The following is a 20,675-nucleotide window of genomic DNA, read 5'->3' on the forward strand; positions in this document are numbered from 1 at the left end:
TTATTCCCTACTCGCAAAATTAATGTTAATAATATCTCACAATTAGCAATGATCGACTATAATTTAATAGTGATATGATAAAGAATCTGTATCCTGACACTGATTGAACAAATTACACTCAATCTTCTAAGACTGTCCTTGTCGCCTTGGGTGAGAAGGATCTTCTTCATGGCAGTTCATTCGCTTAGGGAAAGGCCCTTATGTCTGACCCCCTAAAATTGGAAACTGTACATCAACAGGAGGCACCGCCAACGATTGGAGATTCAGATATAGGAAAACAAAAGTACATGGTAACTCAGAAAACAACAACAAAAGACATAGGTTTCACGCACGAAGATTTCGCAGCCCTGCTCGATAAATACGACTATCACTTTAGTCCTGGGGATATTGTTCCTGGGACGGTTTTCAGTATGGAACCGAGAGGAGCATTAATTGACATTGGCGCAAAAACTGCTGCTTATATTCCCATCCAAGAAATGTCAATTAACCGAGTGGATGATCCGGATGAGGTTCTCCAGTCCAACGAAACAAGAGAATTTTTCATCCTCACCGATGAAAACGAAGATGGACAATTAACCCTATCCATTCGTCGTATCGAGTATATGCGAGCTTGGGAGAGGGTACGCCAATTACAGGCAGAAGATGCCACCGTGCGTTCTAACGTCTTTGCCACCAACCGAGGCGGTGCCTTGGTGAGAATTGAAGGGTTACGGGGCTTTATTCCTGGATCTCATATTAGTACCCGTGAAGCTAAAGAAGATTTAGTCGGGGAAGAGTTGCCCTTAAAATTTTTAGAAGTGGATGAAGAGCGTAACCGTCTTGTTCTCAGCCACCGTCGTGCGCTAGTAGAACGGAAGATGAACGGCTTAGAAGTGGGTCAAGTGGTCATTGGTTCTGTCCGTGGTATCAAACCTTACGGGGCGTTTATCGATATTGGTGGTGTGAGTGGACTGCTCCACATCTCCGAAATTTCCCACGATCATATTGATACTCCTCACAGTGTTTTTGGAGTCAATGATGAATTAAAAGTGATGATCATTGATCTTGATGCTGAAAGGGGACGTATTTCTCTGTCTACCAAACAACTAGAACCCGAAGCCGGTGATATGTTGAAGAATCGGGATTTAGTCTTTGAAAAAGCAGAAGAAATGGCTGAAAAGTATCGTCAGAAACTTTTGGCTGAAGCCCAAGGGGAAGAAATGCCCACAGAAGAAAATGTCGAAGAGGTTCCTAGTGCCTCTGAGAGCGAAGAGCCTCAAGAGGAATTAGCGGCCAGTGCTAGTGCAACCGAAGAATAAATAATTTGAGCTATGGACCGCAAGGAGACTGCCACTTAAACCCAATTAAGTCGTAGAGCAATTGCGGTCAAAGCTTTCTAGAAGTAACATCTAAATAGACCAAACTGAGCAAGAGGACGAAAATGCCTCTTTTTTTATCTTTACTTAATTATTGTTAGCTCCCATCAGTATCAAAATTGCCTCGGAAATTAAAAATATATTAATTCATTGTGAAAATTGTAATTAATTGTATAGGGATCAAGCCCTTTGGCGTAAAAGTAAGAACATATTGATTAAGATAAGGAAAGGCATATTTGCGATTTCTCAACTATGAACGGAATCAAAAATAAGGATTAAACTTAAATCCTAATAAATCTATGTCATACCTATTTGAAAAACGATATTTTTAATTGAATTTAACCACAGTCTCCATATTCTTTGCTAAACTACCTCTCCCATAGCTTCAATGCTTACCCTCAAACAATTTCTATATTCTGTCCCTATCTGCACCCCTCCCATTACCTATGAAGAACTACAGGCTCTGTTTCAAGAGAATCAACAGAGTCCTAATAAGGTAGTCATAGTCAATGCACAGGGAATTCCTTTGGGCATCATTTCTAGCCATGATATTCTCTTAGCCCTATTAAATAAACCATTGGTTGCTTCGGGGCAAACTAAGGGAAAAAGTTCAAGATGGCAACATTCCCTGGGGTCAACGCTTCCGTGGGATTGGGAAACTTGTATCAGTCCGTTAACCCTAATTCCCTCTCATCTTCGGATTCGTGATTTTGCTCATTGGCTCAACAATAACCCGTACTCAGACAAACAACCAAGCTACGGACTGGTTAATGAACATGGGGAATTTCTAGGATTACTCGATAGTTGGCAAATTCTGAGGGAAGTTTTGGCAGAACAGTCTAATCCTCAACAAGAACTAGCCTCAGCCAAAAACCTCATTAAACAACTCTTAGAAGAACTACCCTTACCAGTGATGTTACAAACTCACCAGGGAGACATTATTCAACAAAATCGGACATGGCGCGAACAAATTGGAGAATTAATTCCACCGGATAACGCAACAGCTTGTCCTTTGCCCCATGAAACGATGAATCAGCCCAAAACCCAAAAGATTAGTGTAGAAAGTAACGATGGTCTAAAGCAAAACCTAGCTTTGATCACCGATATGGCTTACGATCAATGGCTGAACCCACAAACTGATAGTTGGGGTGTTCCTATCTCGTCCCTTGCCAACGATAGTCTTGAGCCTTTGGTTGATAATCACTTAGACATGGGATCGTCATCTATCCCTGATCAAAACAAAGTTTGGCAATTTATCAAATGTTCTTTAACAACAGATAAACTACCTATTCCCATTTCTATTTTTGTCGCTACGGATGTCACCCAACAACAGCAATTATGCCAAGAATTAGCGGCCAAAAATGCCGATTTAGTCCAACTCAACCGACTTAAAGACGAATTTTTAGCCTGTATTAGCCACGAACTCAAATCACCCTTAACCGCAGTCGTGGGATTATCGAGCCTTCTCCAAGAAGATAAAATCGGTCAACTTAACCCTCGTCAAATTCATTATGCTCAGTTAATTTACCGCAGTGGCCGTCAGTTAATGACCTTAGTGAATGATTTATTAGACTTAACACGGCTAGAAACAGGACAATTAAAATTATCCTTTAGTCCTGTCAATATTAAGGAAATTTGTGAGCGTGCTTATCATTCCATCACAGAAAAATACAAAAGCAAATCCGATCAGCCACTGGATTTTAGTTTAGAGATAGAACCAGGATTAAAACAATTATTAGCCGATGAATTACGACTTCATCAAATGTTGACCCATTTGTTGGATAATGCCATAAAATTTACCCAAACAGAAGGAAAATTTGGGTTAAAAGTCAATCGTTGGGAAGATTGGCTCGCCTTTACCATTTGGGATACAGGAATTGGTATTCCTGAAGAGTCTCAACATTTAATTTTTCAAAAGTTTCAACAATTAGAAAATCCCTTAACTCGGCAATTTGAAGGAACCGGGTTAGGATTAGTATTGACCCAACGCTTAGCTAGGGCCCACGGGGGAGACATTTCTTTTGTCTCGAAAGCCGGCCAGGGTAGTCAATTTACGTTACTTTTACCCCCGTCCCCCGACCAAGAACAGCGATCACTTCATGCTCACTCCTCCAATCCTGTGATCCTCATTGTTGATGCCATTCCTCAATCTATTGAGGCACTGATGGACAAGTTGACACAACTGGGATATCGCGTCGTGATTGCGCGAACCGGAACCGAAGCCGTCGAAAAAGCTCGCCAACTTCGACCTTATGCTATTTTCCTAAATCCTTTGTTACCTCTGTTATCAGGATGGGACGTTTTAACCTTATTAAAATCTGATCTACAAACCCGAAATATTCGGGTTTTTGTAACACAAACCCAAGGAAATCAATTATTAGGCGAACACCATCACGCGGATGGTTTTATTAAAGTGCCTACTAATTTAGGAACTCTCGAACAGTGTTTAAAACCCCGACAACCAATCGTTAATGCTCAAACTGGTTCTTTAACGATTCTTAGTTTAATTCCTAATGCGTCTCAAGAGGATACAGAAACGATGCCTTTGACATCAAGGGTAGAACAGACGTTAATTGCTCAATTGTCTCAATCTAATCACCGCATATTAGAGGCTGATGATCTTGAACAAGGGTGTTTATTAGCTAGTGTCTGGGACATTGATGTGGTCGTTTTAGACGGACAGTTTTTAGATGATCCTCAAGCTTATCTGCGATCGCTGGCTCAAGAACCTGAACTCTTAGCACTACCTTTAGTGGTTTTAGATGTCAAAAGTGCAGAAGCAGCTAACACCATAGAAGGGTTATCAGTATTTCCTTGTTTCATTTCTGACAGAAATCAGCAAATATCCCAACTATCGCAAGTCATTTCTATTGCTGCTGACCACCACAAAGCTTAAGAAGGTTGTGGGGTGTGGGGTGTAGGGTGTTTTCTTAAATTAATTATTAATGTCTCGGTGGCCGTAGTGCAGGGGAAGGGGTAATCGGCCCTAAAATTTGATTGAGTTGTCGTAGTTGTTCAGGGGTTCCCATACAAATCAATAAGTCTCCGGCCATTAATTGGGTTTCTCCCGTTGGTCCACCCAATAAAGTGCCATCTGAGCGACGAATGGCCAACACCAACGCCCCGGACTGTAATCTTAACCTGGCCTCGCTGAGGGTTTGGCCTACGCAAGGACAAAACTTGGGGTCAAGCAAAAATTCTTCCATATAAAAAGTGCGATCGCTTCCCGTTAAGATCCCATCTACAAAGTCCATCACTTGGGGTCTCAGAGCAGCAGCAGCCAGTCGCTTACCCCCTGTAATGTAGGGGGATACCACCGCATCAGCCCCAGCCCGTTGTAGCTTTAAAACCGCTTCTTCTGTACTGGCTCGGGCGATCGCTCGAATTTTGGGGTTTAGGGTTTTAGCAGAAAGAACCGTGTAGAGGTTTTCTGCATCGGAGGTTAAAGCAGACACTAAACAGACGGCTTTATCGATTTTTGCGTTGATCAAGCATTCATCTAGGGTTGCGTCCCCTTGAATAACAATATACCCTAATTGTTTCGCTTCTTCGACTTGTTCGGGTCGAGAGTCAATAATGACAAAAGGAACGTCTTCGGCCTGAAATTCTAGGGCGACTTGTCGCGCTGTACGACCATAACCACAGACAATACAATGATGTTCTAAGGTGTCTATCAAGCGTTTCTCCTGTCGTTGTCGAATACCTTCTTGAAAATAACCTTGAATTAAAGCTTCGGTTAAACGATTTACAATATAACCGATGGTGATGACTCCCATCAAAATTAAAAAAATCGTAAATAGTCGGGAGTTATCATCAAGGGGACGGACTTCTGAAAACCCTACAGTGGAGAGGGTGATCATGGTCATATAGGCCGCTTCGGTAAGAGTCCATTTTTCGATGAGATAGAACCAAAGGGTTCCTATGAAAAAAACTCCCCCTAATGCGATCGCCCCACCGAGTAATTCTTGTCGTAAACGTCGATACTTTTCTTCAAATGAATAGACGGCCATAAGTGGGTGAGTTTTATTAATAAAATAGTGATCTGTGACTAATTATCAGTTATTAGTTTGTGGTTAGGGTTTATTATTAATTATCGACGGTTCACTCTATTTATTAAAGTAATGGACGTTACTAATTTTCATTAATTAGAATCATTTATTTATTATATAGATGAAAGCTATCTTTAACTAACAAAATCATTATCATCAGCTTATATTATCAAGTTTTTTCTAAATGACTAGGCTAAAAGGGAATAGAGGTTTATTATGAACTAAGATTGAATAGGTTTTTGCCTATTCATGGTATATATTGAAGATCACTCTTTTGGGGCAAGTTTATAACCTGTTCTCAATCTTACCCTTGAATTGTCTTCGGTATGCTTGATCCCCTAAGCTTAGAATAATAATATTCAGGAGATAAATAATTATGACTGCCCAAAAAACTGACGCTAACGGCACTCAAACCTCAGAAACTCAAAAAACCACAACCGCTAACAAGACAACTACCCGCAGTAGTCGTTCTACTGCCACTGAAGAAAAGAAAACCAGTGCCTTATCTGTCAAAGATAAGGCCAGTACAAGCACTCAAGGTATTCAGTTAATTACTGAACCTGGTTTGCTTCCTGGAAACCGTCCAGTAGAAGCAAGTCACCTTAAGGTAGTTAGTACATATAAATCGGTGGGAGGGTCTCGTCCCGTGGTTGCTAGTGGGATGGACATCTCAAGCACTTTAACCATATCAGGACACAGACCCATTATGGTGAGTCACTTACAGGTGAGCGAAACTTATACCGTCATGGGAAATCGTCCTGTTGCCCCTAATGATATTGATGATCCCGCTTTATTGATGGGATATCTTGATTAATTAGAGTTCTTATGTCATTTTATCTATTAATCTAACGAACATCCCCAGGTATAATCAAGATACTTGGGGTTTATTTTTGTTTTTTTTCACAATTTTGCCAAATATGGCGATCGCAATAAATCTCTCTACACTCAAATTCACAAAGTGACAAGTTATTAGGAACTTCTTGAACAAGATAATTATGAAACCATTGTTTGATGAGGGTTGATAAGTTTGGGGCTGTTAATTTCATGTTCGTCTTATTCTCTAAAATATTCTAATCATAAATCTAAAAATCATACTAAAACTTCCTACTTTAGCCTCATCCTTTTGGGTGATTTTTAACCATAAATATCTAACTGAGTAAAACTTCTTAATGGTTGTAATTTTAGTATTTTCTGCCGACTGGAAATATATTCGTTTAAATAATATTGATAATTGACAGGATCTTCTTGAGGATTAATTTTCTTATATTTTTGTTCACAATAACGACAATATTTTTCTAAGTTTGCTTTTTCTAAGGATATTAAAGCAGCATCAATAATTAAGTTGAGTCTATTCCTGTCTTCATATTGTTCAATTTCTCGAAAATTCAGAAGTTCATTTATTTTATTAATAACTTGAGATGATTCTATTATTTTTATTTCTAATTTAGAGATAAATTGTTCATTATTATCGTTGTCTTTGTTTAAAGTGTCTTTTTCTATTTCTAGTAGATTATGCCAAATTATTCGATGATCTGATAAGCTAAAACAAAGATTATTTTCTTCTAGTTTATCAAAAATTTCTTGACGACATTCAGGATAATGAATATAAATTTTTAATAAAATTGTTTCTGCTTCTTTTAATAAATTATTTTCGGTACTTATTGTGGGTTTGATAAAAGTTTTATCTATTTTTTTATTAGCAGATTGTTTAAGAGGTTTATTTAATTGAGTTTGTAAATTTTTTATATAAAGTGGTAAAATCCTAGCATCACCCTGTGCCAGCAGTTCAGCACAATAACTAATATAATAACTTCGTTGATTACTATCTGATAATTTATTTAATAGTTTAACCATTCCTTGGGCGACTTGTTCAAAGTGATCAGCTTGTTTGAGGTTTTTATCGATTAATAATTGTTTAATTTCCCAGTTTAACCAAAGAGGTGCTTTATCAATTAGTTCTTGATATTTCTCAAAACCATTTTCATGAGACTTAATAAACTCATCAGCATCTTTTCCATCGGGAATATTTAAAATTTTAAGGTTAACTTGTCCTGAATAAATGAGAGATTCTATTTCAGTAATTGCTCTCTCTGTCGCTTTAATACCAGCATTATCAGCATCAAAATTGAAAATAACTTGTTTGGAATCAGTATATCTTAATAACTGTTTCAATTGACTTTCGCTGAATGCAGTTCCTAAAGAAGCAACCGTATTAGTAATTCCTGCTTCGTGGAGAGCGATCGCATCAAAATAACCTTCTACAACAATGACTTGATCTAAAGAACGAATACTATTTTTAGCTATATCTAAAGCAAACAAAGTCTTACCTTTATTAAATAAGGGTGTGTCAGGAGAATTAAGATATTTTGGTTCTTCATCGGTCAAACTTCTCCCACCAAAAGCAATAACACGACCTTGAATATCTTTAATCGGAATCATTAAGCGATCGCGAAAGGTATCATAATAACCATTCCCTTTTTTTCTAGGTTTTATCAGTCCCGCTTGTTCCACTAACGCAATAGGATAACGTTTTTGCTCCACTAAATAACGATAGAGTGTTTCCCATCCACCCGGCGCATAACCTAAGTTAAATTGTTGTATGGTTTGGTGTTTAAATTGTCTTTTTTGTGTTAAATAATTGAGAACATTTTCTCCTACTGCTTCTTGTAATGCGTGTTCATAAAAATTGCTAGTTAAAGCAACAATTTCATAAAGTTGATCTCGGAGAGAAAGTTCTTTTTCTATTTCTTGTCGTTTTTCAGGTTCTAAGGTTTTGAGAGGAACTTGATAACGGTTTGCTAATTCTAAGACAACCTGACTAAAAGATTGTTGTCCAATTTCCATTAAAAATTTAATACCATTTCCCCCTTCTCCGCAACCAAAACAGTAATAAAGTTGTTTACTTTGATTAACAGTGAAACTCGGCGTTTTTTCTTGGTGAAAGGGACATAAACCGACATAGTTTTGTCCTCTTTTTTTGAGAACAACATAATCAGAAACAACCTCATAAATATCAATTTTCTCTTTGACTTCTTCCAGGGTATCAGGATGTAGACGGGGAAAGTTCATAATAAATATTAATGAGAGTCTAGAAAATAGTAGGGTGGGCAAATAAGAAACTTATCTGGACTAATCATAATGTAGAAAACATTGCCCACCTTACAAAAGCTTAAAATTAACATTGATAACAGTCGAAAAGACTGTGTTATGCTAGAAAAATGCTTGATAATTATTTTAACTTAAAAATATGGAGCAATTAATTGGACAAGTTTTAAATAATCAATACTGTATTAAATCTTTATTAGGTCGTCAAAAAGGCCGCAGAACATTTTTAGCTGAAAATTTACAGACAGGATCAACAGTTGTTATCAAAATATTATTATTATCTCCCGAATTTACATGGGATGATTTTAAACTATTTGAACGGGAAGCAGCAACTCTAAAATCTCTTAATCACTCCGCTATTCCTCAATATCTTGACTATTTTGAACTAGAAGTAGAACTAGGAAAAGGTTTTGCATTGGTGCAGAATTATATTGAAGCAAAATCATTACAAAATTGGATTGAGTCTGGAAGAAGCTTTAGTGAAGAGGAAATAAAAAAGATTGCAATTCAACTATTAAATATTTTAAATTATTTGCATCAACGTCAACCTTCTGTAATCCATCGAGATATTAAACCCAGTAATATTTTATTAGGTAATCGCAGTGGTCATAATGTAGGACAGGTGTATTTAGTCGATTTTGGAGCGGTTCAAACTGTACTACATGGTGGCACAAGAACCATTGTAGGAACCTATGGTTATATGCCGCCCGAACAATTTGGCGATCGCTGTGTTCCTGCATCGGATCTCTATGCTTTGGGTGCAACTTTGATTTATTTGGCGACAGGATATCCACCTGATCAATTACCACAAAAAGAAATGCGACTGTTGTTTGAGGATAAAGTCAATTTATCGTCTATTCTGGTTGATTGGTTGCAATGGCTGATAGAACCCAGTTTAGATTTACGTCTAGACTCTGCTCAAAATGCCCTAGAAGCACTAAAAAAACCTCGTTTGTTCAAAAATAACCTAACTAGAGTCAATAAACCCTTAGAAAGCAAAATCCAATTAACACAGACATCAGAAATGCTCGATATTTTCATTCCTCCTAAAAAGTTGGATAGTTTTCTATTTATATTGATTATTCTTTTGTATATTGGAATCTATATTTATGTTTTGATAGCAATATGGAATCTTTTGTTATCGAGTGGGATGTTTGTTTTTCGTCTCAGCGTTTTGAGTATATATTCAATGTTAATGATTTATATGTTTCGGATAGGTTTATTTACTGTATGTGGTAACACACGATTAACAATAACCTCTTCAGAAATAATTATTGTCCGTAAAATTTTAGGCTTTGTCTATTCACCCTTACCTGGACAATCTTCACAAATCAAAGCCTCTCGACAAAGCATTACTCACCTAGAGCAAACTTCTGTATCATACAAGAAAGATTCTGAGGGTAATGAAGTTAAATGTTCTTATCAAATAAACATTTGGTTAGGAACTAAGAAAATTTCTATAGTAAGCCAGTTGAGTGATCTAGAATTAGATTGGTTAGCCTATCATTTAAGTGATTTTCTAAAGTTACCTATTACAAAAAATTAATACTCAAAAACTAGCAAACATGAATTATCCTAAACTTAGATATTATGAATTAGAAAAAATTATTTTAGCTTTAAACTTTAGAGCATTATCTACAGAAGGTAATCAAAAAGTATTTGAACATCCTGATGGAGCTTTAATCATTTTACCTCATTATTTAAACAATCAGCTAGGAAATAAAACTCACTTAGTTGCAATATCTCGTATTCTTGATGAATTCAATATTATAAATAAGTTAGATTTTAAAACTTATTTAGAGGAGGGTTTAAGTTCTAGCTTAATATAGTTATATTAAGGAATAGATGATGAGATTATTTGATGAACCATGAATCTTTAATTTGTGAAGAAAAAGCCTATTTTATTGTCGGTAATACTTTCTATCGTTCCCAGAGTAAAATAACCAGAGATTTAGGCGTATTAGCAGCCAAAGCTTATAAAAATGAACAAGGAAAATTAAAGGTTTTAGATGTAATGACGGGTTGCGGTGTTCGTTCATTGCGCTACTATCTAGAAAGTGATGCAGATTATATTTTGGCAAATGATAGTAACCCCGAAAATAAAGCAGTCATTGAACATAATCTATCGCAAATTTTACAAGAAAAAAAAGGAAAAGTAACTTATCAAAATGCTAATAATATTTTTTTTGAGTGTTATAGCAATAAAGATTATTATGACTTTGTTGATGTAGATGCTTTTGGTTCACCTAATCCTTATTTAAGTACCGCATTATGGGCAACAAAAATAGGGGGTTTAATCTATTTAACTTGTACCGATGGACGAACAGCAACAGGACATTTACCCGAAAACTGTTTACAAGTTTATGGATCGTATGGGCGATCGCATCCAGCAGCACAAGAACAAGTATTACGGTTAATTATAGGTAGTACCTTACAACAAGCAGCAACGATAGGATTAGGCATTGAACCAATTTTTTCTTATTTTTCAGGGCAAACATATCGAGTAATGTTACGTTTATTACCTAAAATAAATCTCAGTTTAGATAATTATGGTTTTTTAGGCTATTGTCATCACTGTGGAGAATATGTAACTATTTCTTATAAACAGTTGGGTAAAATGAGATGTTATCATCAGCAAGAAAACAAAAAATATAATTATACAATTTCTGGTGCAATGTGGTTAGGTGATTTGCATAATAAAGCCTATTTAAAAACAATGAAAAGCTTAGTAATTGATTTAAAATGGACAGAGGTAAGTGATTTATTATCAACCATGATCAACGAGTCAGAATTTCCCCCTTATTTCTATACATTAGGAGAAATTGGAAGACGAGGAAAATTAGATATTCCCAAGCGATCGCAACTAATTAAAGCTTTACACAATCAGGGTTTTTCTGCTACAAATACTCATATTAACTCCCAAGCGATTAAAACTAATGCTACTTTAAAACAATGTATTGAAATAGCAAAAGGTTTATAATACTATTTTCATCAACTTTAAATTAAGGATGAATCAAAAAATATTGAATAGACTTAATGTTTCACTCAGTGAACTGATTAACTTCTGTCAACAAAACCATATCCTTGAATTATCGGTGTTTGGATCTGTTCTCAGGGAAGATTTTAAGAAAACAAGCGACATCGATTTCCTTGTAGTCTTCGAGCCTCAAATTCAACTAAGCTTAATGGATTTAGTCGGTATCCAATACCAACTTGAGGATCTCATCGGACGAAAAGTAGACCTCATTGAAAAACGGTCTATTGAAAACAGTCATAACTGGATTCGCCGTAAGAACATTTTAGAAACTGCTGAAATGATCTATGAATCAGGACAAATCCTATTAAATTTAATTTCAACTTGAGATGGAAAGACTCAGCAAATTTTGCCCACCCTACAGAATTGAATTATTATGACTTATTTATTTTACACGGTTGATGTTTTTACTGATACTATTTTCGGAGGTAATCAATTAGCAGTATTTCCGAATGCTGAGAGATTATCTACAGAAATAATGCAAAAAATAGCAGCAGAATTCAACTTTTCAGAAACGGTTTTTATTTTACCTTCTACGGGTAAAAATGCTACTAAAAAGTTGCGTATTTTTACCCCAACTCAAGAATTACCTTTTGCTGGACATCCCACATTAGGCGCAGCTTATATTTTAGGAATTACTGATAACTCTATCAATCAAGATGATGATTATCATATTATTTTTGAGGAAGGAGTTGGCTTAGTTCCAGTCACAATCAAATTTAAAAATCAGCAACCTATCTATACAGAATTAACCTCACCTCAATTACCAGAATTTTCTGATACCTGTCCATCGATAGAAGAATTGGCATCAATTTTAAGTTTAAAAATAGAAGATTTTAGACAGGATAACTATTCTCCTCAAGCAGTTTCTTGTGGACTACCTTTTTTATTTGTTCCTTTGCATAATAGGGAAGCATTAAAGAGGATAAAATTAAATAGCGATCGCTGGCAACAACTATTAGGAAATGCCTGGGCTTCTTCTTTGTATGTTTTCTGTTTCGATCCCGAATATGAAGGATCAAATATTCGAGCAAGAATGTTTGCCCCAGGGTTAGGAGTTGCAGAAGATCCAGCTACAGGTTCTGCTGCTACTGCCTTTGGGGGATATTTAGGTATTCGTGAAACCGAAAAAAATAGACAATTTCACTGGCGAATAGAACAAGGGTTTGAAATGGGAAGGCCAAGTTTCCTAGAGGTAACAATAGAAAAAACAGAGGCAAAAATCAACAAGATTTCTGTGGGCGGATCTTCTGTTTTAGTCACAAAAGGAACTATCAATATTGCCTAATCTAATGAAGTGCCTTCAACACAAGTATTAGTTAATAATGTTCCTTCTATGATAGCTTGTTCTATTTGGGCGCATAATAGATTTGCAGAAGTTAAATTAGTCCCTCTTAAAATGGCCCCATTGAGAATAGCCTCTTCTAAATCAGCTTGAGATAAATCAGCCCCCGATAGGTTTGTATTACTTAAATCAGCTTGTAATAAAATAGTCCCGACTAAAGTAGCCCCTCGTAGATCACAACCACGAAGATCAACCCCTGTTAAATCTAAATGGCTTAACACAGAACCAGCTAAAAAAGCCCCTGCTAAACTAATATTTTTACCTTGAATATCGGCTAAAATAGCCCCTCTTAAATCAGCATTACGACAGTCAGCATTAGTTAAGTTTGCCCCAGTTAAATCAGCCCCTCGTAAATTGGTTCGTAGGTTCGATCCCGATAAATCAGCCCCGGTTAAATCAGCCCCAGATAAATCCATTCCTGATAAATCTTGTTTGGCTAAATCTTTAATTTTTCCGTTACGAATATCCAATAAATTGATAGTTGTACTCATGATAATCTTCTCTTGTTTATGGTAAATAGTGAATAACTATTCACTATAAACTATTCACTACTTTGTAGCTTCTTCTAACCAAATCGCCGGTAGTTGACTGGGCTGATCAGGTAATGCCATTAAGCCCATTTCTACTAATCTAATAATGTTAGCTAGGGTATCAACCAATGTCGGATCAAACCAAGTTTCTTTATAAGATTCGCATTTTTCTAAAGCTTCCCCTAAACTTAAAGAATCGCGATCGCCCCTAGGTTGGGTTAATTCTTGGAAGTAGGCAACTAACCCCAAGATTCTCGCTTCAATGCCGTTGTCTTCCCCTTTTAAGCCATCGGGTTTACCGCTTCCGTCCCAATGTTCTAACTGGTGTCCTACGATGTCTTTAATCGCTTTTAATTCGGGCATAGTCGATAACAATTGAGATCCCAACATTGCCCTGTCTCTCCAAAAATCGTAACTCGAATCATTTAATTGTTCAGGGGTGTGAGTAAACACTTCTTTGGGGGCTTCTGCTAGTCCGATACGATATAATAACCCTGCTAATCTTAACCGTCTCAGTTGTAGAGTGGGTAAGTCCAATAACTGTCCGATGGTTTCTGCGAGGGCTGATACTTGTAAGGAAGCGAGGGGGTTATCTTTGTCTTTCTCATCCACTCGTTGCGCCATACGGAGAAAGGCTTGTAACTTACTAGCAGCCAGATTTCGGTTTAATTTTCGGGCTTGTCCTTCTAAGTCTACCAGTTCTCTCGTTTGACGGTTAATGGTTACTAACTGTTGCTGAGAGGTTTGTAAGTAGGTCACGATACGAGAGACAACCCCAGTGAGATCGATAGAGACATCTTGGGGAGTTTCTGCGATCGCTTGTTGCATTTTGCTTAATTTATCGGCTAATTCTGGGTTATAGGATCGCATTCCCTCGATTAAAATCTTAGCTGACTCTTCAACTGGAAGGCGATCAAAAGTCCAAAGTCCGTAAAATTTTCGTTCTGCGTCTGTTTGGGGTTGGGTATCGGCGCGGTAGTCTTCAGAGGATAGTTCCCGACATAAGACCATTGCTGCGTATCCTGGGGCTAAAATGATTAAATTCCACTCTTCAATGAGGGGATCTTCTTGTTTAAGATGAACCAAAGAAACATTGTCTAATTTTCCTGTTTTATGGCTGTCAAACCCGCTTTCTGCTACAGCAGCGATCGCAATATGGCGAGAACGTTGGGCAATATCATAATAGCGATCGGCCTCTTGTAAGTACCATTTTCCCTGTTGAAACGTCACCAACACTAACGGATGTTGTTGGGGATCATCAGGGGTACTTTTAAGAATATGGTCTTCTAAGGCGTGACAAAGGGCAACCAGGGTATTTTTGAAGTAAACCCCGTAACTAGGGGGTAATTGACCGTCTGGAAGTGCGCTTTTGAGTTGTTTTAAGGTTGACTCAGGTAACATTCAGAACTGCTAAAATTGGGACTTTATTATTAGTTTATTTTAAACTACGGATAACTATAGCTTATTGGATTAGTCAATTGACGACTACGGGTTATCCTCTTAATTATTGTTAAGCACTACTGACTGTAACAGATTTTCTTAATCAGATGTTTCTAAAATATTTATAGACAGCATTAGGAAAATAAGACCTCTTTACCAGGCTATGAAAATCAAAACTCCTGCTCAAGAATCGGAGCGATTAGAAGCCCTCAAACAATATAACATTTTAGATACACCGTCTGAGCAAGCTTACGACGATATCACCAGTTTAGCAGCATTTATCTGCGATGTTCCCATTGCTTTAATTACGTTTGTGGATGCAGAACGTCAATGGTTTAAGTCCAAAGTTGGCTTAAATGTGGCTCAAACTTCCCGTGATGTTTCCTTCTGTTCTCAGTGTATTTTGAGTCCAGACATGATGGTTGTCAAGGATACTTTTTTAGATGAACGTTTTAAAGATAATCCATTAGTAATAGTTGACCCTTATATTCGGTTTTATGCAGGGGTTCCTTTATTAACTCCTGATGAGCAACCTTTAGGAACGCTTTGTGTTATTGATCGTCAACCGAGGGAGTTATCGGAGTCTCAAACCAATGCTTTAAATGCTCTCGCGCGTCAAGTTATGATGCAGTTAGAGTTAAGACGGGTATCTTCTCAATTAGCCACTGCTTTAGATAAAATTAAAGTTATCGAGGGTTTAGTCCCTATTTGTTCTTATTGTAAGGGTATTCGTAACGATCAAGGTTATTGGTCTACCGTTGAAACGTTTATTGAACAACATTCCGATGTTGAGTTTACTCATGGTATTTGTAATGAGTGTATGAAGGTTCATTTTCCTGATGTTGCAGAAGTTTTATTAAAGGAGGAGGATGATAGTTAAATTATTCAAACTCCTGATTAATGATGATTTCAACTTCAGACTTAAGAGGAATAATTTTTGTTTGTATAATGTCCCAAATGATTTCATTTTCTAAACTAAAATAAGCATGGACTAAAATATCCCTTAAACCAGCAATTTCAAGCCATTCAACCCTTGGATATTTATTTCTCATTTCTCTTGGGATTTGTTTAACTGCTTCTCCAATAATTTGTAAGTTCCTTAAAGTCGCATCAACTCTTAATTCATCTTTTATAATCAAGTCCTTGACTATATCGTAAAATCTTATCACAACTGACTAATATATCATCAAAATAAAGCCTTAAGTTACGAGACATAAATGGCTTCTTTTTCCACTGACTTCAGAAGTTGAGGTTTCAACATTTTTCGACTGACTAAATCAACGGATAACCCTAAACTATCTTCTAAAAAAAACTTTAATTCCATATAGTTGTCAAAGGTAACGACTCCTTCAAACTCCACCAACAAATCAAGATCACTACTACTTTTTGCCTCATCTCTAGCAAAAGAACCAAATAAAGCTAATGAAGTTACACCATAACTTTTAATTACTGTTAAATTTTGTTTTAAAAACTTCATTAAATCTTCTTTATTCATTTTCTTAAATACTCCAAATAATTATGTTTTTCCTATCCTTATTTGTCATGGTGAGGGGAAATATAAACAATAAGCTTCAATTTTTACTGAAAATACCCCGAAGCAATCTCTATAGCTATTTCTGAGAACTGATATTATTCAAAACTTATTTTAGTCCATAATTGGTTTAAAGTCTATACTTATACCCACTGAGTGTAAAATAAATAGTAAATTTTCTACAGTTAACTGTTCTTTGTTCCATAAAAGTTTATCAATTTCTCCTTGTGAGTTTTCTGTAATTTTAGATAAAGTTTTAACCATTTTTTTGGCCTCCATAATATTTTCTAAAGCGAGAATAAAAGCTTCTTTATTTCCATCTTTTAAGGTTTCATCTAATGCTACTTTTAAATATTGAGAAGCATAGTGAGGATCAGATAGTCTTTTAAAAAAATCATCTTGATAGTTTTTAATTGGCATTTTATTATTTACCTCCTTGTTCTTTTTGATAAGCATTCCAGAATTTTTTTGCTTTTTTGATGTCTTTATTTTGGGTCTTTTTTCCTCCTCCCGTTAGAAGAAGTATAATCTTTTTTCCTATTATACCGTAGTAAATTCGATATCCTGAACCAAAAAATAATCTTAACTCATAAACTCCTTCTCCTACACTTTTAGCGTCTCCAAAGTTTCCTAACCTAACTCTATCAAGACGGACATCTATTCTAACTTGAGTTTGCATATCTAGTTGTTCAAACCAGTTATCAAAAGGACATAGATTGGTTTCAGTAACATATTTTTTTATTTCCCATTTTTCCTGACTCATATTTATTGATTATTCTCCATTTCTTCAATAATCTTCATGGTTTCTACGCTAACAGCACACACTTTTGTTAATAAGTCAATCACTTGTTCTTTGTAGTCTGCGAAACGATAATTATTGAATTTTTCAGCAATGGTTTTATCTCTGGGTTTCTTTTCTTTATATTGATCTAAAATCCATTCTAATGCACATCGGTTTCCTAGTTTATATTCCCATGCAATGGATGGTATTCCCTCTAAGGATTTACTAGAGCTTATTCCTGAAATTGATATCATTGTATTTGCTTTTTGAAGACTATCACCAAGCATTGAAAAATGATTATTTGTCAGTCTGTGATTGAGTAATTTATCTGTATAATGGTAAAGTTGTAAAAAAGGTCTCTATAAAGAAAGAATAATTAAATTAAGCTGTTTCAGTTAATTCTTGTAGTTCGGTGTCTTCTTCATAGATTTCTGCATATAGATATAGGTCTGCTGACGCTTCTAATTCTTTAATATCTAATTCTGATTGCAACTTTTCTAATCTAATGCAAAACGAATCATCTCTTCTTCATTTTTAAACCTATATTTTTCATAATTAAGAAGAAAATCAAGTTGAGTTTCTTCAATATTTAAGATAACTTTTTGCTTCATGGTTTTTCAATTCTCAACACGACTTAATTATTAACAGCTTCTAACCGAATTAATTTACCATTTCTATCATCCGTTAAAACATAAATCAACCCATCCGGTCCTTGGCTAACATCCCTAACCCGTTGCTCAAATTTTATTGGATATTGTCCCACAATTTCATTAGCATCATTTAAGTCAATACGAATGACTTCCCTTGCAACTAAACCCCCGGCTAATAAGTCCCCTTTCCAGTCAGAAAATTTATCACCATCATATAAAGTCAGTCCCGATGGTGCGATCGCAGGAGTCCAAACTTCCAAGGGATCAACCATACCCGGCAGCGATCGCTTATCAGATATCTCACCCCCACTATATTCTTGACTATGAGTCACTTCAGGCCATCCGTAGTTTCCCCCTGCTTTGATATTATTCAGTTCATCGCCACCCTTTGAACCGTGTTCCGTTGACCAAATTTCACCGCTTTCCTTATTCACCGTCAACCCTTGAATATTACGGTGTCCATAACTCCAAATAGCAGAGTTAGCATTGTCTTGATCCACAAACGGATTATTATCGGGGATGCTACCATCATCATTGAGGCGTATAATTTTCCCTAAATAACTGTCCAACTGTTGCGCTTGTTTGCGACTCAACTCACCATCTATAGTTAAGGGTGGGTTTCCTCCGTCTCCAATGGACGCTAAGAAAGTTCCGTCTTCTAACCACACCAAACGTGATCCGAAATGTTGTCCTCCAGTCTTACTAGGAGACACCTCAAAAATCACTTCTAGGTCTTGTAATTGATTGTTCTCTAAGATAGCACGGGCAATTCTCGTCTGGTTATTGTTACGATTCCCCGACGCATAGGTGAGATAAATGTAACGATTTTCCTCAAAATTGGGGTGTACTGATACATCTAACAACCCTCCTTGTCCCACTGCAAACACTTCTGGCACTCCTTGAATGGGTTCTGGATTTAATTTGCCATTTTCAATAATACGGAGTCTTCCAGGTCGTTCTGTGATGAGTATATCCCCATTAGGAAGCCAATCTATAGCCCAGGGATGTTCTAATCCCTCTAGCATAGTAACTTGTTTAATCTCTTCTGGTTGTGTTTCTGATGCTTGACTGGTTTGATTTGCAGTTGGTTGAATTGTAGATTGATTAGAAGACTCAGACAGAGACAAACAGCTACCTAACCCAAAAATAATAAGCAGGTTGAATATAGCTAGATAAAACGGGTTAAAGTTAATTAGTTTCATGAGCATATTGATTATTTTCTATGGGAACTAAAACCATAAAAGTGACTCTTTCTCAAACTATTGATTAATTATTAATGTATCAAATTTTGCTAAAACCAGGATGAAGCAGGAAGCAGAAGGCAGGAGATAATGACCACATCTCATTTGTAAACGCTATTGATCGAGGTTTTGTATGGTCGAATTATAGACATTGTATTCACGAATTTTGCTATGTGTTACACTGATTAAACAAAGCTTACAACTATTCGATAAAGATTGCATAGTGATGTAAATGTTTGAAAGTTAACACGAAGTTATACATTGCGTTTACATGAAAAATAACATGGGTATGCCAGAATAAATACTGAAGGAAAACAAAATCTTCAATTTGATTCTTGTATATTTGAGGAGATAACACTCATGTTCGGTTTAAAACCTGTTGCTTTAGGTGTAGCATTTGCAGGTACTGCAGCTACTATGACTTTAACTGCGGCTTCTGCTCAAGCATTTAGCATCGGAGATACTCTAAATGTCGGTGGAGTTGCTACTTTTGGTAATGATCTCAATCCCCCAACGGACGAGATTGACTTTGAAAATCCTGGCACAGTCCTAGGTAGTTCCGATGGTGCTTTTGGTGGTTACATTGGCACCAATGCTATTGTTAAAGACCTTCTGTTAACCCAAGATGCTGGTATAACCTATTTCGGTGCAGTAGAAAATGGTAATCCCTTTGTTACTCTTACTGGAAATACTGCCGCCGCGGGTGACGATATATTCTTTGATGTTGACGAACCTTTAACTATTTTACGTCAAGTAGTGCAAAATCCTTTAACTGGTAGTGGCGGTATTGCTTACAGTTTTCCTCAATTTACAGGTGTTTTTCGTAATGCTTCTGGTAGTGCATTAGGAACAGGTTTCGTTACCGTTAACCAATTTAATTCAGACGGTAGTTACTCTATGAGTATTGAAGTTATTCCTACAGACACTGGTAACCCCACTGCTGTTCCTGAACCCCTCACTATCTTAGGTGCAGGTACAGCAGTTGCTTTCGGTGGTGCGTTTAAGCGTAAGCTTGGCAAAAAAGACAAAAAAGGATCTACCAAAGCATAAAACACAGAAAAACACAATAAAGTAAACAACCATTGTTTTTCCTAGCTGATTTAGTTTAAGGTTATGCTTTAGTAGCCCTAAAGTTCATCAATATTGTCTGTTCTGTTTCATTGTAATACTTTCTTGTTTCATACAAAAACCCCATTTCCTCTGAAACTATTTAGGGGGAATTTTTTTTGAGAAAATAAACTTAGAGGAAAATACTTATGACGTTAACGAGATTCCTCGTTTCTCATTCCTTGGAAGGACAAATAAAGATATCAAAAATGTCAAAAACGAATTTTTGTATTTCTATAGGAGTAGCTTTTTAACGTGGAGAAACGCTATATCTGTTAAAATCTTGGAATTAAGCAAGAATGATTTTAACTTTATATTCAGAAATTTTAAAATCTCTTGTAATAATAGTTATATTGTTATTTATTGCTTGTGCGATTAACATTCTATCAAAAGGGTCATTATGGTGTTTAGGAAGATTTCCTGCTAAGATTCCATCCTTTATAGTAACTTCCAATGGTATAAAATTATTGTGAGTAATAGCTTCTTCTAAATTAGACATCTCCATAA

At 36.3% G+C, this 20,675-nt stretch carries 21 protein-coding genes and 1 pseudogene; 10 read left to right on the top strand and 12 right to left on the bottom strand.

Annotated elements, in window-relative coordinates; translation table 11 throughout:
* The first annotated feature begins 287 nt into the window (after positions 1-287).
* Both CY0110_RS17125 and CY0110_RS17130 read left to right on the top strand, forming a co-directional pair.
* Positions 288-1,298 (top strand): 30S ribosomal protein S1, encoded by a 1,011-nt coding sequence (locus CY0110_RS17125; RefSeq protein WP_035799785.1) that lies wholly within the window; start codon positions 288-290, stop codon positions 1,296-1,298.
* A 445-nt stretch (positions 1,299-1,743) separates the two neighbouring features.
* Positions 1,744-4,251, top strand: coding sequence for an ATP-binding response regulator (locus CY0110_RS17130; protein WP_008276763.1), 2,508 nt, complete (start codon positions 1,744-1,746; stop codon positions 4,249-4,251).
* Between the two features lie 46 nt (positions 4,252-4,297).
* Here the strand turns inward: CY0110_RS17130 and CY0110_RS17135 are convergent, their stop codons facing one another.
* Positions 4,298-5,365: a potassium channel family protein gene (locus CY0110_RS17135; protein ID WP_008276764.1), complete on the bottom strand. Its 1,068-nt coding sequence runs from the start codon at positions 5,363-5,365 to the stop codon at positions 4,298-4,300.
* Positions 5,366-5,780: 415 nt separating this feature from the next.
* On the opposite strand from CY0110_RS17135, the gene CY0110_RS17140 reads away from it, so the two are divergent.
* The gene (locus CY0110_RS17140; protein WP_008276765.1) at positions 5,781-6,218 is read left to right on the top strand and encodes a hypothetical protein; all 438 of its coding nucleotides are present in this window, start codon (positions 5,781-5,783) and stop codon (positions 6,216-6,218) included.
* Between the two features lie 70 nt (positions 6,219-6,288).
* Here the strand turns inward: CY0110_RS17140 and CY0110_RS17145 are convergent, their stop codons facing one another.
* Both CY0110_RS17145 and dnaG read right to left on the bottom strand, forming a co-directional pair.
* Complete coding sequence (locus tag CY0110_RS17145; protein ID WP_008276766.1) at positions 6,289-6,450, bottom strand: hypothetical protein; 162 nt, start codon at positions 6,448-6,450, stop codon at positions 6,289-6,291.
* Positions 6,451-6,538: 88 nt separating this feature from the next.
* Entirely contained in the window at positions 6,539-8,473 is a 1,935-nt protein-coding gene (gene dnaG / locus CY0110_RS17150) for a DNA primase (protein ID WP_008276767.1), read from the bottom strand.
* 178 nt (positions 8,474-8,651) lie between these two features.
* Here dnaG and CY0110_RS17155 point away from each other — a divergent pair, with 178 nt between their 5' ends.
* From CY0110_RS17155 to CY0110_RS17175, 5 genes are read left to right on the top strand one after another with little or no spacing between them, the layout of a single operon-like run.
* Entirely contained in the window at positions 8,652-10,055 is a 1,404-nt protein-coding gene (locus tag CY0110_RS17155) for a serine/threonine protein kinase (RefSeq protein WP_008276768.1), read from the top strand.
* Positions 10,056-10,074: 19 nt separating this feature from the next.
* A complete protein-coding gene (locus CY0110_RS17160; RefSeq protein ID WP_008276769.1) occupies positions 10,075-10,338 on the top strand; it encodes a hypothetical protein in 264 nt (87 codons plus the stop codon).
* Positions 10,339-10,370: 32 nt separating this feature from the next.
* Positions 10,371-11,489 (top strand): class I SAM-dependent methyltransferase, encoded by a 1,119-nt coding sequence (locus CY0110_RS17165; RefSeq protein WP_008276770.1) that lies wholly within the window; start codon positions 10,371-10,373, stop codon positions 11,487-11,489.
* 28 nt (positions 11,490-11,517) lie between these two features.
* Positions 11,518-11,871 carry a nucleotidyltransferase family protein gene (locus tag CY0110_RS17170; RefSeq protein WP_008276771.1) on the top strand — a complete coding sequence of 118 codons (354 nt, stop codon included), beginning with the start codon at positions 11,518-11,520 and terminating at the stop codon, positions 11,869-11,871.
* Between the two features lie 48 nt (positions 11,872-11,919).
* Positions 11,920-12,831, top strand: a complete 912-nt coding sequence (locus CY0110_RS17175) for a PhzF family phenazine biosynthesis protein (protein ID WP_008276772.1) — start codon at positions 11,920-11,922, stop codon at positions 12,829-12,831.
* On the opposite strand, the gene CY0110_RS17180 is transcribed toward CY0110_RS17175, so the two are convergent.
* Entirely contained in the window at positions 12,828-13,379 is a 552-nt protein-coding gene (locus tag CY0110_RS17180) for a pentapeptide repeat-containing protein (protein ID WP_008276773.1), read from the bottom strand. The two genes, CY0110_RS17175 and CY0110_RS17180, sit on opposite strands and share 4 nt — an antisense overlap.
* A gap of 57 nt (positions 13,380-13,436) precedes the next feature.
* Positions 13,437-14,819, bottom strand: coding sequence for an HD domain-containing phosphohydrolase (locus tag CY0110_RS17185; protein WP_008276774.1), 1,383 nt, complete (start codon positions 14,817-14,819; stop codon positions 13,437-13,439).
* A 202-nt stretch (positions 14,820-15,021) separates the two neighbouring features.
* Between CY0110_RS17185 and CY0110_RS17190 the strand changes: the two genes are divergently transcribed.
* Positions 15,022-15,738, top strand: coding sequence for a GAF domain-containing protein (locus tag CY0110_RS17190; RefSeq protein WP_008276775.1), 717 nt, complete (start codon positions 15,022-15,024; stop codon positions 15,736-15,738).
* Position 15,739: 1 nt separating this feature from the next.
* Here the strand turns inward: CY0110_RS17190 and CY0110_RS17195 are convergent, their stop codons facing one another.
* The 6 genes and pseudogenes from CY0110_RS17195 to CY0110_RS17220 form a co-directional block, all read right to left on the bottom strand.
* A complete protein-coding gene (locus tag CY0110_RS17195; RefSeq protein ID WP_008276776.1) occupies positions 15,740-15,997 on the bottom strand; it encodes a HepT-like ribonuclease domain-containing protein in 258 nt (85 codons plus the stop codon).
* A gap of 65 nt (positions 15,998-16,062) precedes the next feature.
* A complete protein-coding gene (locus tag CY0110_RS17200; RefSeq protein WP_008276777.1) occupies positions 16,063-16,353 on the bottom strand; it encodes a nucleotidyltransferase family protein in 291 nt (96 codons plus the stop codon).
* Positions 16,354-16,503: 150 nt separating this feature from the next.
* Positions 16,504-16,809 carry a hypothetical protein gene (locus CY0110_RS17205; protein ID WP_008276778.1) on the bottom strand — a complete coding sequence of 102 codons (306 nt, stop codon included), beginning with the start codon at positions 16,807-16,809 and terminating at the stop codon, positions 16,504-16,506.
* Between the two features lie 4 nt (positions 16,810-16,813).
* Entirely contained in the window at positions 16,814-17,152 is a 339-nt protein-coding gene (locus CY0110_RS17210; RefSeq protein ID WP_008276779.1) for a type II toxin-antitoxin system RelE/ParE family toxin, read from the bottom strand.
* A 2-nt stretch (positions 17,153-17,154) separates the two neighbouring features.
* Positions 17,155-17,436 (bottom strand): annotated as a pseudogene (locus CY0110_RS17215) (type ISP restriction/modification enzyme); the annotation flags it as partial.
* A gap of 368 nt (positions 17,437-17,804) precedes the next feature.
* On the bottom strand, positions 17,805-19,028 hold the full coding sequence (locus CY0110_RS17220; RefSeq protein ID WP_008276783.1) for a PQQ-dependent sugar dehydrogenase: 1,224 nt from the start codon (positions 19,026-19,028) through the stop codon (positions 17,805-17,807).
* A 393-nt stretch (positions 19,029-19,421) separates the two neighbouring features.
* Between CY0110_RS17220 and CY0110_RS29375 the strand changes: the two genes are divergently transcribed.
* The gene (locus CY0110_RS29375; protein ID WP_008276784.1) at positions 19,422-20,111 is read left to right on the top strand and encodes a PEP-CTERM sorting domain-containing protein; all 690 of its coding nucleotides are present in this window, start codon (positions 19,422-19,424) and stop codon (positions 20,109-20,111) included.
* A gap of 346 nt (positions 20,112-20,457) precedes the next feature.
* On the opposite strand, the gene CY0110_RS17230 is transcribed toward CY0110_RS29375, so the two are convergent.
* Positions 20,458-20,667: a type II toxin-antitoxin system VapC family toxin gene (locus CY0110_RS17230; RefSeq protein WP_157464597.1), complete on the bottom strand. Its 210-nt coding sequence runs from the start codon at positions 20,665-20,667 to the stop codon at positions 20,458-20,460.
* Between the last annotated feature and the right edge of the window lie 8 nt (positions 20,668-20,675).

Source organism: Crocosphaera chwakensis CCY0110 (genome assembly GCF_000169335.1).
Lineage (GTDB): Bacteria > Cyanobacteriota > Cyanobacteriia > Cyanobacteriales > Microcystaceae > Crocosphaera > Crocosphaera chwakensis.

Bases quoted from the DNA above. Each gene is read 5' to 3' on its own strand.
- CY0110_RS17170 (WP_008276771.1), top strand. From the start codon at position 11,518: ATGAATCAAAAAATATTGAATAGACTTAATGTTTCACTCAGTGAACTG.
- CY0110_RS17135 (WP_008276764.1), bottom strand. From the start codon at position 5,365: ATGGCCGTCTATTCATTTGAAGAAAAGTATCGACGTTTACGACAAGAA.
- CY0110_RS17140 (WP_008276765.1), top strand. From the start codon at position 5,781: ATGACTGCCCAAAAAACTGACGCTAACGGCACTCAAACCTCAGAAACT.
- CY0110_RS17180 (WP_008276773.1), bottom strand. From the start codon at position 13,379: ATGAGTACAACTATCAATTTATTGGATATTCGTAACGGAAAAATTAAA.
- CY0110_RS17130 (WP_008276763.1), top strand. From the start codon at position 1,744: ATGCTTACCCTCAAACAATTTCTATATTCTGTCCCTATCTGCACCCCT.
- CY0110_RS29375 (WP_008276784.1), top strand. From the start codon at position 19,422: ATGTTCGGTTTAAAACCTGTTGCTTTAGGTGTAGCATTTGCAGGTACT.
- CY0110_RS17210 (WP_008276779.1), bottom strand. From the start codon at position 17,152: ATGAGTCAGGAAAAATGGGAAATAAAAAAATATGTTACTGAAACCAAT.
- dnaG (WP_008276767.1), bottom strand. From the start codon at position 8,473: ATGAACTTTCCCCGTCTACATCCTGATACCCTGGAAGAAGTCAAAGAG.
- CY0110_RS17190 (WP_008276775.1), top strand. From the start codon at position 15,022: ATGAAAATCAAAACTCCTGCTCAAGAATCGGAGCGATTAGAAGCCCTC.
- CY0110_RS17155 (WP_008276768.1), top strand. From the start codon at position 8,652: ATGGAGCAATTAATTGGACAAGTTTTAAATAATCAATACTGTATTAAA.
- CY0110_RS17165 (WP_008276770.1), top strand. From the start codon at position 10,371: ATGAACCATGAATCTTTAATTTGTGAAGAAAAAGCCTATTTTATTGTC.
- CY0110_RS17200 (WP_008276777.1), bottom strand. From the start codon at position 16,353: ATGAATAAAGAAGATTTAATGAAGTTTTTAAAACAAAATTTAACAGTA.
- CY0110_RS17220 (WP_008276783.1), bottom strand. From the start codon at position 19,028: ATGCTCATGAAACTAATTAACTTTAACCCGTTTTATCTAGCTATATTC.
- CY0110_RS17175 (WP_008276772.1), top strand. From the start codon at position 11,920: ATGACTTATTTATTTTACACGGTTGATGTTTTTACTGATACTATTTTC.
- CY0110_RS17125 (WP_035799785.1), top strand. From the start codon at position 288: ATGGTAACTCAGAAAACAACAACAAAAGACATAGGTTTCACGCACGAA.
- CY0110_RS17160 (WP_008276769.1), top strand. From the start codon at position 10,075: ATGAATTATCCTAAACTTAGATATTATGAATTAGAAAAAATTATTTTA.
- CY0110_RS17185 (WP_008276774.1), bottom strand. From the start codon at position 14,819: ATGTTACCTGAGTCAACCTTAAAACAACTCAAAAGCGCACTTCCAGAC.
- CY0110_RS17145 (WP_008276766.1), bottom strand. From the start codon at position 6,450: ATGAAATTAACAGCCCCAAACTTATCAACCCTCATCAAACAATGGTTT.
- CY0110_RS17205 (WP_008276778.1), bottom strand. From the start codon at position 16,809: ATGCCAATTAAAAACTATCAAGATGATTTTTTTAAAAGACTATCTGAT.
- CY0110_RS17230 (WP_157464597.1), bottom strand. From the start codon at position 20,667: ATGTCTAATTTAGAAGAAGCTATTACTCACAATAATTTTATACCATTG.